The following is a 14891-nucleotide window of genomic DNA, read 5'->3' as shown; positions in this document are numbered from 1 at the left end:
CAATGAAAAATTCCCCTATGATGCAAGACCTACCCTCAATGGCAATTCGCCGCCCAGTGCTCATTGTTGTTTTGAATCTACTAATAATAATTGCTGGTTTAGCTGCTATTGCAGGAATTGAAGTCAGAGAATTACCAGATGTTGATAGGCCACGTATAACTGTTTCGGCTTCATTTCCAGGTGGGTCTCCAGAAACGGTCGATACAGAAGTAACCAGTAAACTAGAAGGGGCAATAGCCCGTGTAAGTGGTGTTAAATCAATTCGCGCACAAAGTGAAGAAGGCAATGCGCGTATTGTTGTTGAGTTTCGACCTGGCGTAGATTTAGACAATGCAGCTAACGAAACCCGTGAGTCTGTTGCGCGTGTACAGCGAGAATTACCAGAGGAAGTTGAACGTGTTGCAATTATCAAGGCCGATAATGATGCAGAAGCTGTTGTTTCGCTCACTGTATCAAGTAACATTCTAGCACTTGAAGCCCTTACTGAACGCGTTGAAACCGATTTAGCTCCCCAGTTTTTAACCATACCGGGTGTTGCCGATGTCAGGTTAAACGGGGACCGAAAACGTGTTTTGCGAGTTCGCTTAGATCCATTAAAGCTAAGTAGTTTTAATCTTACTATTCCTGATGTGGCAGATGTTTTACGAGAAGCGCCATTTGATGTACCAGCAGGAAGCCTTAAATCAAGTGACCAACAAGTCATAGTCAGAGCCGATGCGACTTCTATTACCCCCAATGAAGTAGCAGATATTATTGTTAGCGGTGATACGCGAGTAGGTGATATTGCATCAGTCTATTTTGGCCCTGCAGATCCACGCTCTATGGTTCGTTTAGATGGCAAACCAGTAATAGGTATGGAGGTTATTCGTCAAGCGCAATCAAATACAATTGAAATATCGGACGAAGTTTTACAGTTACTTGAAAACATGCGCGAACGATTCCCTGAACTCGAATTTACGCTGACATCAGACGATGCACAATTTATAAGAAGCTCTGTTGACGAAGTAATAAACTCCTTAGTGCTTACAGTTTTGTTAGTGGTAATAACGTTATGGGTGTTTATAGGTTCGTGGCGCGCAACACTTGTGCCTGCGTTTGCCATACCTGTTGCGCTTATAGGGTCTCTTGCACTTATTTGGGCCCTTGGTTTTTCTATTAATATACTCACTTTATTAGCACTGGTTTTAGCCACAGGTTTAATAGTTGATGACGCAATTGTTGTAAGTGAAAACATACAACGTCAAAGAGGGCTAGGGCTTGGTCGGCGAGCATCAGCAGTAATAGGAACTCGAGAAGTATTTTTTGCGGTAGTTGCAACGACTGCTGTATTGGCTGCGGTTTTTATCCCTATTGCATTTTTACCTTCTACGGCAGGACGATTATTTAGAGAGTTTGGCGGGGTGCTCGCAGGTGCAGTCATTATTTCAAGTTTTGTTGCTTTATCACTTGTCCCTGCATTGACTTCAAAATTAAAACTTAAAAAACAAAGCAACCACCCATTTGCCAAAGTAGGTAATAAGTTAGTAAGCCTTTATAGCATAACGATTAAAAGCGTTCTGAACCGCGCTTGGCTCGTGCTCATAGCTTGTATATTAATAGCCTTTGGTTCTGGCGCATTGTATTTAAACCTCGATAACGAACTATTACCCACAGAGGACAGGGGGAAAATTCGTATATTTGCCAGAGGCCCAGACGGTGTTGGGTTGAACTTTATGGACAGGCAAGCAATGCAAATGGAAGATATTTTGTTACCCTTTGTAGAAAGTGGTGAAATAGAATCTATTTACACAGTTGTTGGGCAATGGGATCCAAATATTGTTTTTATTACAGTACCACTAAAGCATTGGGACGACCGTCAATTTAGCCAGCAAGAAATCATAAATAAAATTCGCGGACCATTAGGTGAAATCCCAGGCGCAGCTGGTCGTGCATCCGGTTCTAATAGTTTAAATCTTAGAGGTCAAGGTGGCGGTATAGAAATCGCTTTATTAGGCCAAGACTACCAACAAATTTTTGTCGCTGCACAAGATTTTGCAAAGCAAATTGAAAACGCAATCCCGGGTACTGCGCCTGTAAGAGTCTCTTATCAGCCGTCACAACCACAATTACGTGTAAATATTGATAGGCGAAGAGCCGAAGAGTTGGGTGTATCGCTAAGTGATATCTCAATTACACTTCGCGCTGCCATCAATGGGGATGATGTTGAGGATCTAAACATTGGCGACCAATCAATACCCATCATGCTGCAAGTGCAAAACCAGGTTATTCAAGATCCAAGTGATTTAGCAAACCTCTATGTGGCAAGTTCGCAAGGGAGGTTAGTGCCGATTAGTAGCTTAGCTAATATTAGTGAAGAAGGAGTAGCCGCTGAGCTTGAGCGTCATGCACAGCGTCGTGCTATTGAATTAGATATGGAGCTACCGGATGGTATGACGATTGCCGATATAGTCGATCAAATTCGCAATTTGTCTCAGCAATCGTTGCCTCAAGGTATTACCCTTGCGTTTAAAGGTGAAGCGCTGACCTTTGAAGAAACAGCAAACGAAGTACTTTTAACTTACGTGTTGGCTTTTCTAATTGTATTACTGGTATTAGCAGCTCAATTTGAAAGTGTAAACAGTGCAATAGTGGTAATGCTAACAGTTCCATTTGGTATTACCTCTGCTATTTTAGCGCTTTATTTAACAAATACGTCTCTTAATATTTATTCACAAATTGGTCTAGTGATGCTCATTGGTCTAATTGCGAAAAATGCCATTTTATTAGTCGAATTTGCAGATCAACTTCGAGACCAAGGCTTATCAGTTCGCGAGGCGGTTGAAGAGGCTGCGCTGGTAAGATTACGTCCAATCACCATGACACTCGTTTCGACGTTACTAGGTGCACTGCCATTAATTTTATCAAGCGGGGCGGGTGCTGAAGCACGTAATGCAATAGGTTGGGTTGTATTTGGTGGTCTTTCACTTGCTGTTTTATTTACTTTATACTTAACCCCAGTCATCTATTTAGGGCTTGCACGTTTCACTAAGCCAAGAGGGGATGAAACTAAACAGCTGGCCCAAGAGCTTGAACAAACAGAATAAACCTTTAGTGGCCTAATTAATCTTTTTTCTTTAAAAAACGGTTAATTAGGCCCACAATTGCATTAATGGAAATCAGTAGGGATCTATAATGCAAAGCGAACAAATTGAAATAGCGCAATTTTTATCACAACACCCTCCTTTTGATGATCTTCCTCAAAAAGCATTAGATGAACTTGCTAAACAAGTCGAAGTCAGTTACTTCAGGGCTAATACCGATATTTTACAATACGGCCAAGACATAGCCGATTTGTACATCATAAGAAGTGGCGCTGTTGAAATGTATCGCCGTGATGGCGAGCTCTATAACCGTTTGGCCACTGCGGGAATATTTGGGCAAATGGGCTTGTTGATGAATCGCAAAGTACGTTTTCCGGCTACAGCGCTTGAAGACACGTTAGTGTATTGTATAAACGTTGACATATTTTTGCAGTATTGTGATGAATTTGAAGTCTTTGCAGATTATTTTGAAACCGATGGTAATGTGCGTTTGCATCAAGCAATTGTTGAGCAAGCCGATGGCAACGATTTAACCACTGCCAAGGTGAAATCGTTACTTCACCGAGACGTTGTTACAGTCGATGCAACTGAAACAGTAAAAAATATTGCACAGCTCATGACCGATGAGTCGGTTTCGTCAGTGCTAGTGACCGACGTTAATAAGCCTATTAATAACGACCCTCAAGAAGATGACGGGCAAGTCGTTGGCATAATAACAGATAAAGATTTACGTACTAAAGTTGTTGCGCAGGGGCTTGAGTACAACACGCCTGCACACGTTATTATGTCAACTAACCTAGTGCTACTTGATCAAAATGACTATATTTTTGAAGCCGTTTTAGCCATGCTCAGAGATAATTTACATCATCTTCCTGTGGTACAAAAAAAACGGCCAATTGGTGTTATATCATTGTCAGATATTCTACGTTATGAATCGCAAAGTAGCTTATTGTTGGTGCGTGGTATATTGGCTCAGCAGTCTGTTGAAGACTTAGCTCACTACGCAAATCAGCTTCCCCGTGTATTTGTGCGCATGGTAAATGAAGATGCAAACTCTCATATGGTTGGTACTGCAATGGCTGTCATTGGTCGTACATTTAAACAACGGTTGCTAATACTCGCAGAAGAAAAATTTGGCCCGCCGCCAGTACCCTACTGCTTTATCGCATTAGGCTCTATGGCTAGAGATGAGCAGCTTATTGTTACCGATCAAGACAATGCACTTATACTAGATAATAGCTATGACGACGAAAAACATAATGCTTATTTTCAAAATTTGAGTGACTTTGTTTGTGATGGATTAGCTCAATGTGGCTATAGCTATTGCGACGGTGAAATTATGGCGTCATTCAAGAAGTGGCGAAAAACACAGGACCAATGGTTTGAGCAATTTGCCCAATGGATTTCTGAACCCAAACCACAGGCTTTACTTAACAGTTCTATATTTTTTGATTTAGACGGTGTGTGGGGTAAAACAAAATGGGCTAATGAGTTAAAAACATATATTGCTAAACACAGTGCAAATAACAGACTGTTTCTAGCAAATATGGCAGCAAATGCTCGTAACAGAACACCTCCACTTGGCTTTTTTAAAGGGTTTGTTCTCGAGCACAACGGGCAGCATCAAAAATCTATGAATTTAAAACGACGTGGCACAGCGCCATTAAGTGATGTTGTTCGCGTCCATGCACTTGCCATTGGATCTCGTAAGCAAAATTCATTTGATCGCCTAGAAGATATTATAGAAGCCAATGTTTTGCCTGCAGGCAAAGCGCAAGACTTACGTGATGCGTTAGAGTACATTTCGATGACCCGTATACGTCATCAGGCATGGCAAATTGAGCAGGGTGAAGTACCCGACAATAATCTTGATCCGCATCTACTTTCTCCATTTGAACAGCGTCATTTAAAAGATGCTTTTGCTATTCTAGATAAGGCGCAAAATTACCTTAAATTTTGTTATACCGCACACTCGGGTGTGAAATAATCTATGTTTTTCAAAGAAGTTAAAAACTGGAATACACGTTATGCTCAGCTTGCCGATGATGCGCAAAACAACTTACTAAAAGAGTTTTATTTATCTACATTTAGTGATGCTAGTGCTTCTGTAAAAGACATTCCTTTTGTTGCATTAGATTTTGAAACAACAGGGCTTAATAGTAAAACAGATGATATTGTGAGTGTGGGGTTAGTGCCATTCACATTAGCGCGAATATACTGTAAACAGAGTAAACATTGGGTGGTTCAGCCAAGACGAAACCTAAGTGAATCATCTATTGTGATCCACGGTATTACTCATAACGATGTTGATAACGCGCCTGACTTTGACAACATTATAGCCCCTTTACTTGATGCTTTGCGTTCTAAGGTAATAGTCGTTCACTATGCGGCAATCGAACGTGGCTTTTTTAATAGTGCCTTATTATTGCGATTAAAAGAGCATATTGAGTTTATGGTTGTAGATACCATGGAACTTGAGCGAAGAGCGCTCAAAGCAAAACAAGGCTTAATAGGGCAGATATTTAACACTAAACTGGGATCGCTAAGGCTAAATGACTGTCGTAAACGTTATTCTCTACCTTCTTATGAAGGGCATCATGCGTTAACCGATGCGCTTGCAACCGCTGAGCTTTTGCAAGCTCAATTGCGCCATCATTACACAGAAGAAACACCGTTGTGCACTATATGGAGCTGAACATATATAAATAAAAACGCCGCAAAAAATGCGGCGTTTTTTTATTGTTGTTAATTTATTACTTAACTGGGCGAGGCTCAGTTCTTAAACCTAATACTAAGCTTACACACATAAGTAAAAGAACAAACGTAAATGGTAAACCTGTTGACACAGCACCCGCTTGTAAAGCTTCAATGGCTTGTGTTCCTCCAATCCAAAGTAGCGCAGCAGCAATAGCGCCCTCAACTGTAGCCCAAAATATACGCTGGGGAACGGGAGCGTCAATCTTACCACCGGCTGTAATAGAATCGATTACTAACGACCCAGAGTCTGACGAGGTAATAAAAAACACAAGTACAAGAACAATCGCAATAAACGATAATATATTTGAAAGCGGCAGTTCATCCAGCATATGAAACATTGCTAAAGGGACTTCAGTTAAGCCATTAAGCCCAAGCGCGCCAACACCATTGATAATTTGATCAATTGCAATACCACCGTAGATAGACATCCACAATACCGTTACTAAAGTTGGAATAAGTAATACAGCGATTAAGAATTCACGAATAGTGCGTCCGCGTGAAACACGAGCTATAAACATACCAACAAACGGTGACCACGAAATCCACCATGCCCAGTAAAATACAGTCCAACCGTGCATCCATGTTTCGTCTTCACGGCCGTGTGGGTTACTCAAAGGGATAATGTTTTCTACATACCCCATTACTGTATTTGGAACATTCCCCATAGCTACAGCAAATCCAACTAGGCAAACAAACAACAGTAATACAAACGCTATCAGCATGTTTATATTACTTAATAGCTTTACACCGCCATCAATGCCGCGAACAACGGATATAACGGCTAATAAAGTAACCCCTACAATAACTAAAATTTGCGAGCCAATACCGCCTTCTAAACCAAATACATGGTTAATCCCCGCTGAGGCTTGCTGCGCACCTAAACCTAATGAAGTTGCTAACCCAAATAAAGTAGCCAAAACAGCCAAAATATCAATAATATGACCCGGCCATCCCCACGCTTTATCACCTAAAATCGGATAAAAAATCGAACGGATTGAAAGCGGGAGCCCCTTATTGTAAGCAAAAAAAGCCAAAGATAAACTAACCACTGCATAAATTGCCCACGGATGAAGACCCCAGTGGAACATGGTTGCGCCCATGGCTAATTTTGCAGCTTCTGGTGTGTTTGCTGCAACGTTTAGTGGTGTTTCGTACCAGCCAGTATAATAAGCGACGGGTTCTGCTACACCCCAAAACATAAGGCCGATACCCATACCAGCGGCAAATAACATTGCAAGCCATGAAAGGCGAGTATGAGAGGGTTTAGCTTCACTTCCTCCCAAGCGTATATTTCCGTATGGAGATACAATAAGCGCTAAACAGAAAACGACGAAAAAGTTAGCAGCCCACATAAATAGCGCATCAAAGTTATTAATAATATCGAATTTAATAGTATCGAGTGCAGTTTTAGCTGTTTGTGGCTCGGTGACAAGTAAGGCAACTAAAAATAAAATAATAAGACCCGCACTAATCCCAAAAACAGGGTTATGAATATCAAACCCCCACTTTTGGACGTTATCCTGTCCTACGGTGTAATCTGTATTATCAATACTATATTTGTCATGATTTTCCTTCATGCAATACCTCTTTTGTAATTATAAATAACTGGTTATCCAGCCGCCCATTAAATACATTAGTCTATATACTGAGAATAAAAAATAATTTGAAGACTAACTATTTATTTTTCTATCTTACAGATGATACGCAGCTACATAAACGATAAAAGTAACAAATAGTTAAAATAGCGTGTTTTAAGGGTAATGTTAGCCATAAAAATAGCTTTTTAAAAAATTAATAGTAGGTAGATAAAAACTATAAGCTTAGAGCTTAAACTATAATTAAAGTAATTATTTATAGACCAAGCAGTCTAGTAAGTTGAAGAAGAAAATGAACCTAAAGGGGTAGTGGAAGTTTATACACTGCATAAAACTTATGCAGTGTATACGTTAGTGCTTATTTTTTACCTGTGTAAGCGTCGTTGTGTACGCCCGCTGCACGACCAGAAGGGTCCGCATTATTTTGGAATGATTCATCCCAAGCAAGTGCTTCTGGTGTCGAGCAAGCGACTGACTTACCGTGTGGTACACACTTAGCCGAGGCGTCACCAGGGAAGTGCGACTCAAAAATAGCACGGTAGTAATAAGCTTCTTTTGAATCAGGGGTATTAATAGGGTATTTAAACTTAGCGTTAGCGAGGTCTTGATCGCTTACTTGCTCTTCAACATACTCTTTTAATGTGTCTATCCAGCTGTAGCCAACACCATCAGAAAACTGTTCTTTTTGGCGCCATAAAACTTCATCAGGTAGGTAACCACCAAAGCCTTCACGTAAAATATGCTTTTCAATTTTGCCTTCTTTACACATTTTAGCTTCAGGATTGATGCGCATAGCAACATCAACAAATTCTTTGTCTAAGAATGGTACGCGAGCTTCAACACCCCATGCGGCCATTGACTTATTAGCGCGCAGGCAGTCAAACATATGAAGTTTAGATACTTTACGGTTTAGTTCTTCATGAAATTCTTGTGCATTTGGCGCTTTATGGAAGTATAAGTAACCACCAAATAATTCATCTGCACCCTCACCAGAAAGAACCATCTTAATACCCATGGCTTTAATTTGACGAGCCATTAAATACATAGGGGTTGATGCACGAATAGTGGTTACATCATAAGTTTCTATGTGGTAAATAACTTCACGAAGCGCATCAATACCTTCCTGAATAGTAAAAATGATAGGGTGGTGCACTGTCCCAATCATGTCGGCTACCTTTTGAGCTGCCGCTAAATCGGGTGAACCCTCAAGACCCACTGAAAACGAGTGAAGCTTAGGCCACCAAGCATCACTTTCGTCGTTATCTTCAATACGTTTAGCTGCAAAACGCTGTGTGATAGCAGAAATTACCGATGAGTCTAATCCACCAGATAGTAATACACCGTAAGGTACATCACACATAAGTTGGCGTTTAACGGCTGCCTCTAGTGCGTCTTTCACATCTGATGATTCTGCACTGTTATCTTTCACTGCGTCGAATGTTTGCCAATCGCGTTTATAATACGGCTTTAATTCACCATCTTTACTGTAAAGGTAATGACCAGGAGGAAATTCTTCAATATGTTTACAAATTGGAGAAAGTGCTTTTAGCTCAGATGCAACATAAAAGTTACCGTGCTCATCGTGGCCAGTGTATAGCGGTATAATACCAATGTGATCGCGACCAATTAAGTAGGCGTCATTTTCTTCATCGTATAAGCAAAATGCAAAAATACCGTTTAAGTCATCTAAAAACTCAGGACCTTTTTGTTTATACAGCGCTAATATTACTTCACAGTCAGACTGTGTCTGAAAAGTAAAATCAGTGTTTAAGTTTGCAGCTAACTCTTTGTGATTATATATTTCCCCGTTTACCGCTAAAATATGCGTTTTTTCAGGGTTGTATAAAGGTTGCGCACCACTAGATACGCCAACAATTGCAAGACGTTCGTGAACTAAAATTGCTTTTTCAGACGCGTAAACACCAGACCAATCTGGGCCTCGGTGTCGTAGTAATTTTGACATTTCAATTGCTTGAGTTCGCAATTGAGCGGGATCAGATTTAATATCTAATACCCCAAAGATTGAACACATAGTAACTCCTCATTCCTATTATGTGTGCAGATCAGCCACTTTGCTGAACTGCGAACCCTTGTTTTATCAGAAATATTTACTCAAGTCACATAGCTTTTGCAATTAATTAAGAATAATTTATGCACCAATGTTTAAGTGACCGCACCTTGTTGGTGAACAAGGAGTAACTATGATTATTTTTTCATCAATTCTATTGTTCAAACTCTGTACTATTAGTGAGTTATCCAAGTGAGCTTGCTTCACAGACGGCTCGTTTTTGTAACACAGTGGTGCAATAGCAACTACTAATTAGTTAAAGTTCTACGTAACCAATTATTGCTTAACGTTTGCTTTTAAGTGCAATTTTTAACTGGTTTAAATGACCGTCGAGCTTCTGTTTGGCTTGTAATGCTTGCTTAAACGTCACATATTCAAATTCAATTGTATCTAGTGGTCTGTATTGCGCAAATTGATGCAAGTCTGCTTCAATTACGGTGCCTAATAAGGGGTAACCCCCCGTTGTTTGCGCATCGTTTAACAAAACAATAGGTTCTCCATTTGGAGGAAGTTGAATACTTCCGGGGCTCACAGCAAGAGAAGGCAATGAGTGTGAGTGGGTTAAAGAATAATTATCACTTTGAAGCCTAACACCCATGCGGTTACTATTGTGACTCACTTTAAACGACGACTGAGTAAACCCATTAATGATCTGCTTTGAGAAAAACTGTGCATGTGGGCTTGGGTATACGCGAACAATTTTACGTTTTGGCGGCATAAGTGCACCGCATTGAGTAAATTCTGATTGGTAAGGGGTTATTTTAATAGTGTCACCGGCTATGAGCGATTTACCATTTAGCCCGCCAAAACCAGCATTTAAATCAGTTGCTTTAGAATTCATAACAACCGGGCTTTGAATCCCTCCTTTAACGGCAATATAGGCTCTTAATCCAGCTCTGCCGGTTGAAAATTTTAGCACCTGTTTTTGTTTAATATTATATGTCCAACCTGGATAAATCGGTTTTTCATCAAGTGTTGCATTTAAATCAGCACCAAATAAGGAAATAACAGTGTTGCATTCAAACGCAAGTTCGCACAAGCCAACGGTTACCTCAAGAACAGCGGCGTTTTTATCATTATTTAAAAGGCAGTTTGCTATGGTTTGTGCGTAAGGGTCTAAGCTGCCAGACTGACTAACGCCTAAATGGCGGTATCCGTTACGTCCAAAATCTTGGATGCTCAGTAATGGGCCACTTTTAATAACTTTAATCATTATTTATTTCCCCACAGATACAGGTATAAATTCAAGCGTGTCACCAGGCTGTATTAAGCATGGGCTTTTTTGCGTTGCATCAAATAATGGTATGTCAGTTTGGCCAATAATATGCCAGCCACCAGGCGAATCTGCCGGGTAAATGGCTGTTTGCTCAGCACCAATAGCGACAGACCCTTTAGGTACTTTAAGACGAGGTTCTGAGCGTCTTGGTGTAAAAAGTTGCTTGTTTAGTCCATTTAAGTATGCAAAACCAGGTTGAAACCCCAAAAATAAAACAGCGTACTGGGGCTCACTGTGAAGGTTAATGACGTCATCAATGCTTAAACTATGAAAATTTGCCACGTAGTTTAGGTCTGCGCCGTTGTAATGCGTTTTGATTTTGTGGTGTTTAGCTACGAACTCATTAGGTTTAATGTTATTCCAAATATCTGGTAATTGCTCAAGCCATTTAGCTAACTCAATATTTTGCTTTAAATATAAAGTGAGTGAGTTCATACCGGGTACAATATCAATAAATGAATTATCTTTTTTACAGTGATTTGCTAAAGACCAAATTTTTTTTTGAATACTGAGTGTTCCGCTAGTGCTTAAGTGAGAGGCATCAAGCAATAAGCTATTGTTTGATATGGCGTAAACGTGAGGATTTTGCATTAGTAAAACTTAATTCGAACATCATTAAGCAAACCTATCACATATTTAATTAATTATTTATACCCTTGAGACCAACACAGAACATTTATGCAAAATTGTTAACACACTTAAATTTAAATCTTATTGTCAATTAGATTTAAAAGAAAACTTTATATGTTTAGCCTCGTAATAAATAAGCACGACGTTTGAAATAATAATTAAATTTAAATGGTCTTAATTAGTACGGACTTGTTTTGAGGTACATTATGAATTATCAGCATTTATTATATTTATCGGGCGCTGCAATTATATTTAGCGCAGGCGCGTTTGCTTTATCGATGGAAAAAGTCGAACAAAGCGATGTAGCAGCCAGTATGCATGTAGAAAGCCTTGTACTAGGAGCAGGGTGTTTTTGGGGCGCAGAAAAACGCTATGAAGCGCTAGATGGAGTAATTGATGCAGAATCTGGTTATGCAGATGGCAATGGGTTTGAGGCTACTTACAAAAACATTACTAAGCAATCACGCCGCTTTGACGAAAATAATTACGCTGAAGTAGTGAAAGTGACTTACAACAGCAATATTATTTCTGCGCAAGAGTTACTTAAAAATTACTTTGAAAGTCACGATCCTACTCAGTTAAACAAACAAGGTAATGACATTGGTACGCAATATCGATCTATTATATTAACGAGCAACGATGCGCAAAAAGACACAGCGTTAAAGATTAAAGCGCAATACCAACAATTATTAACCAATGCTGGGTATGGAAATATAGTCACCGTTATCAAGCCACTTGAGGGCTTTGTAGCTGCTGAAGAATACCACCAAAATTATTTGCAAAAAAATCCTAATGGTTATTGCCCTGATCATTCTACTGGTGTGGTTTTCGAACCAGTACCAGTTAAAACGAAAGACAACACTGCATTATTAACGGGTAAACAAATTGTGATCATAGACTCTCGAGACTATTGCCCTTATTGCGAGAAGTTTAAAAAAGAGGTGGCAAATGACTACAAAGGCACCATCCCTTTATCATTTAGATATGCAGATCAATTAGATGGGTTAACCATTAAATCAGCGACATGGGCAACACCCACAATTCTATTTTTAGAAAATGGTGAAGAAGTATATGGTCGCCAAGGCTACGCAAGCCGTGAGACATTTTACAAAGCATTAGGTGCATTTAAATTAGGAGATAGTGAAGCTTATAAAGTTGCATTTAATGCAAAAACAGATCGCCCATATTGTAAAGAATATAAAATATTTAAAAACACACCCGATGGCACCTTTGTCGATAAGCTCAGTGGTGAGGCTTTATTTGATACTCGAGATCGGTTTAATTCTGGTACAGGTTGGCTGTCGTTTACGCACCCTGTTAAAAACAGTGTAACCGAACACGAGGACAATAGTTGGGGCATGCAACGCATAGAATTAAGGTCTAAAAGCACAGGTATTCACCTGGGGCATTTATTTCCGGGTGAGGGGCCAAGAGGAAAAGATAGATATTGTATAAACGCAACCGTATTAGACTTTGTCCCTCGAGATAATAGCTAATACCGCATATAAACCTATCGGTCTATAATTGGTGTTTCGACTAGTAAAGAAACAAGTACAAAAAAGCCCTCATAATTGAGGGCTTTATAAATATTTACTAAGTGGTGCAATTTTGTTGAAAAATAAAACAGCCCAAACTAAGTCACCACCTAATTTGAACTGCTTTTCACACTGACAACATCTTCACACACAATAAAGATTCGTTTACTGCCAAAAGCAGATTTTTATATTATGTGGCCGTTGGAGAGAATAAAAACAGCCCAAACTAAGTCACCACCTAATTTGAACTGCTTTTCACACTGACAATATCTTCACACACAATAAAGATTCATTTACTGCCAAAAGCAGATTTTAATATTATGTGGCTGTTGGAGAGAATAAAAACAGCCCAAAATAAGTCACCACCTAACTTGAACTGCTTTTCACACTGACAACATCTTCACACACAATAAAGATTCGTTTACTGCTAAAAGCAGATTTTAATATTATGTGGCTGTGGAGAGAATAAAAACAGCCCAAACTAAGTCACCACCTAACTTGAACTGTTTTTCACACTGACAACATCTTCACACACAATATAAAGATTCTTTTATACATTTATTTGAGTCATAAAAACTAAATTGGTTTCAAACTTAGTTATTTAAATAACAACTCAATTAGTCATTAAATGTTTTCGTTAAATAAACTTTATGTTGTTTCCTAAATTCAAACAAACGATAAAAATAAAACTGATAAGTGAAAAAATTTAAACCATAAAATTAAATAACAAAAAAGCCAACTCATTGATAATAAGTTGGCTTTTACATTAATTTAATGTGAATTTTTTGTGATTTATACAGTAAATAAATTAACTAAGTGTGAACTAAAAATTATTGTTCTTGTGTTTTTCTAAAAGTATCAACTACCCATTTAGCAAACAGATCTAGAGGGTGGTTGGCTACATTTGAGTCGTGTTGAACCAAATAATATTTATCTTTAGTCGTTAATGGCTGTTCAAACAATTTATATAACCATTGCTCGTCTAACCAGCTTTGGCTTATAGGTAGAGGAATAAGTGCAATCCCCATACCTTGCTGTGCGGCACGTGCAACACCAAACATACTATCTATCTGAATAATTTGCGTAGGCGAAAAATCATCTATGCCCACTTTTTCAGCCCACTGGTGCCATGCCCAAGGGCGTGCTTTGTGTAAAATTAGTGGTACTTGGTTAAGTGCTTGTAAATCGTTGTTTTTCCACTGTTCAAGTAATTTTTTATTACATGCAGGAATGTATTCTAAATTAAATAGCTCAGTGACTGCGCCCTCAGTTGGCTTACTTGACGAAAGCACAATAGACAAATCACTATGGCGGGTAAGTTCTTTACGTGTTTTAAGCGTGTCCATTTGCAAATTAATATTAGGATGCTGAGTGGTCCATTCGCTTAATTTTGGCATCAGCAATTCACTGGCAAAAAACTCGGGTAAAGTAATCGTGATATTTGTGTTTTGTTGTAATTGACTAAACTCATTAATGGTACCTTCTAACATAGTAATGATAGGGGAGATCGCATCAAAAAAGTTTTTTCCAGCCGTAGTTAGGCTAATCGAACGTGTTTTACGATGAAACAGCTCTATACCAAGTTGTTCTTCTAGTTGTTTTATTTGGTGGCTTACCGCCGACGGTGTTAAGTACAGCTCATTGGCTGCATGCTTAAAACTTAGGCTTCTTGCTGCAAAGCAAAAAGAACGAAGACCACGAATAGGAGTTTGCATGTTTTCCAGTGTTTAAATGTTTAGATTACCTGTACAGGCAAATATCGATCCAAATGTTATTATTCAATACTATCAATAACTTAATTTTATTGATAGGGCAGCTTCACAATTTTGGTGCATCTTAACAACAAATTAGTGCAATAGCTCTAGCTAAATAACACAGTATTTATGCACCTATTATAGATAATAATATATTAAGCGTGTATTAATTAACCATAAAAATAGCATTGTAGGC

Annotated in this window: 9 protein-coding genes; 4 read left to right on the top strand and 5 right to left on the bottom strand. The window is 39.0% G+C overall.

Annotation, left to right across the window (positions count from 1 at the left end):
* The first annotated feature begins 2 nt into the window (after window positions 1-2).
* The 3 genes from AC27JL_RS09700 (at window position 3) to AC27JL_RS09690 (ending at window position 5775) form a co-directional block, all read left to right on the top strand.
* The gene (locus AC27JL_RS09700) at window positions 3-3083 is read left to right on the top strand and encodes an efflux RND transporter permease subunit (RefSeq protein WP_487195510.1); all 3081 of its coding nucleotides are present in this window, start codon (window positions 3-5) and stop codon (window positions 3081-3083) included.
* Between the two features lie 88 nt (window positions 3084-3171).
* On the top strand, window positions 3172-5067 hold the full coding sequence (locus AC27JL_RS09695) for a DUF294 nucleotidyltransferase-like domain-containing protein (protein ID WP_487195509.1): 1896 nt from the start codon (window positions 3172-3174) through the stop codon (window positions 5065-5067).
* A gap of 3 nt (window positions 5068-5070) precedes the next feature.
* Entirely contained in the window at window positions 5071-5775 is a 705-nt protein-coding gene (locus AC27JL_RS09690; protein ID WP_487195508.1) for a 3'-5' exonuclease, read from the top strand.
* Between the two features lie 58 nt (window positions 5776-5833).
* Here the strand turns inward: AC27JL_RS09690 and AC27JL_RS09685 are convergent, their stop codons facing one another.
* From AC27JL_RS09685 to pxpB, 4 genes are all read right to left on the bottom strand, one after another.
* Window positions 5834-7414 (bottom strand): BCCT family transporter, encoded by a 1581-nt coding sequence (locus tag AC27JL_RS09685; protein WP_006794177.1) that lies wholly within the window; start codon window positions 7412-7414, stop codon window positions 5834-5836.
* A gap of 376 nt (window positions 7415-7790) precedes the next feature.
* Window positions 7791-9464, bottom strand: coding sequence for an asparagine synthase B (gene asnB / locus AC27JL_RS09680; RefSeq protein ID WP_010557399.1), 1674 nt, complete (start codon window positions 9462-9464; stop codon window positions 7791-7793).
* A 319-nt stretch (window positions 9465-9783) separates the two neighbouring features.
* A complete protein-coding gene (locus tag AC27JL_RS09675) occupies window positions 9784-10713 on the bottom strand; it encodes a 5-oxoprolinase subunit C family protein (protein ID WP_487195507.1) in 930 nt (309 codons plus the stop codon).
* A gap of 3 nt (window positions 10714-10716) precedes the next feature.
* Window positions 10717-11367 (bottom strand): 5-oxoprolinase subunit PxpB, encoded by a 651-nt coding sequence (gene pxpB / locus AC27JL_RS09670; protein WP_487195506.1) that lies wholly within the window; start codon window positions 11365-11367, stop codon window positions 10717-10719.
* A gap of 245 nt (window positions 11368-11612) precedes the next feature.
* Between pxpB and msrA the strand changes: the two genes are divergently transcribed.
* Entirely contained in the window at window positions 11613-12902 is a 1290-nt protein-coding gene (gene msrA / locus AC27JL_RS09665; RefSeq protein WP_487195505.1) for a peptide-methionine (S)-S-oxide reductase MsrA, read from the top strand.
* Window positions 12903-13771: 869 nt separating this feature from the next.
* Here the strand turns inward: msrA and AC27JL_RS09660 are convergent.
* Entirely contained in the window at window positions 13772-14656 is an 885-nt protein-coding gene (locus tag AC27JL_RS09660) for a LysR family transcriptional regulator (RefSeq protein WP_006794182.1), read from the bottom strand.
* Window positions 14657-14891 lie beyond the last annotated feature (235 nt).

Source organism: Pseudoalteromonas sp. 4NS20-0020, from assembly GCF_057554385.1.
This window is presented reverse-complemented; position numbering and strand designations above follow the sequence as displayed.

Coding starts and splice junctions, on each gene's coding strand:
- AC27JL_RS09700 (WP_487195510.1), top strand. CDS start 3: ATGAAAAATTCCCCTATGATGCAAGACCTACCCTCAATGGCAATTCGC.
- AC27JL_RS09695 (WP_487195509.1), top strand. CDS start 3,172: ATGCAAAGCGAACAAATTGAAATAGCGCAATTTTTATCACAACACCCT.
- AC27JL_RS09690 (WP_487195508.1), top strand. CDS start 5,071: ATGTTTTTCAAAGAAGTTAAAAACTGGAATACACGTTATGCTCAGCTT.
- AC27JL_RS09685 (WP_006794177.1), bottom strand. CDS start 7,414: ATGAAGGAAAATCATGACAAATATAGTATTGATAATACAGATTACACC.
- asnB (WP_010557399.1), bottom strand. CDS start 9,464: ATGTGTTCAATCTTTGGGGTATTAGATATTAAATCTGATCCCGCTCAA.
- AC27JL_RS09675 (WP_487195507.1), bottom strand. CDS start 10,713: ATGATTAAAGTTATTAAAAGTGGCCCATTACTGAGCATCCAAGATTTT.
- pxpB (WP_487195506.1), bottom strand. CDS start 11,367: ATGCAAAATCCTCACGTTTACGCCATATCAAACAATAGCTTATTGCTT.
- msrA (WP_487195505.1), top strand. CDS start 11,613: ATGAATTATCAGCATTTATTATATTTATCGGGCGCTGCAATTATATTT.
- AC27JL_RS09660 (WP_006794182.1), bottom strand. CDS start 14,656: ATGCAAACTCCTATTCGTGGTCTTCGTTCTTTTTGCTTTGCAGCAAGA.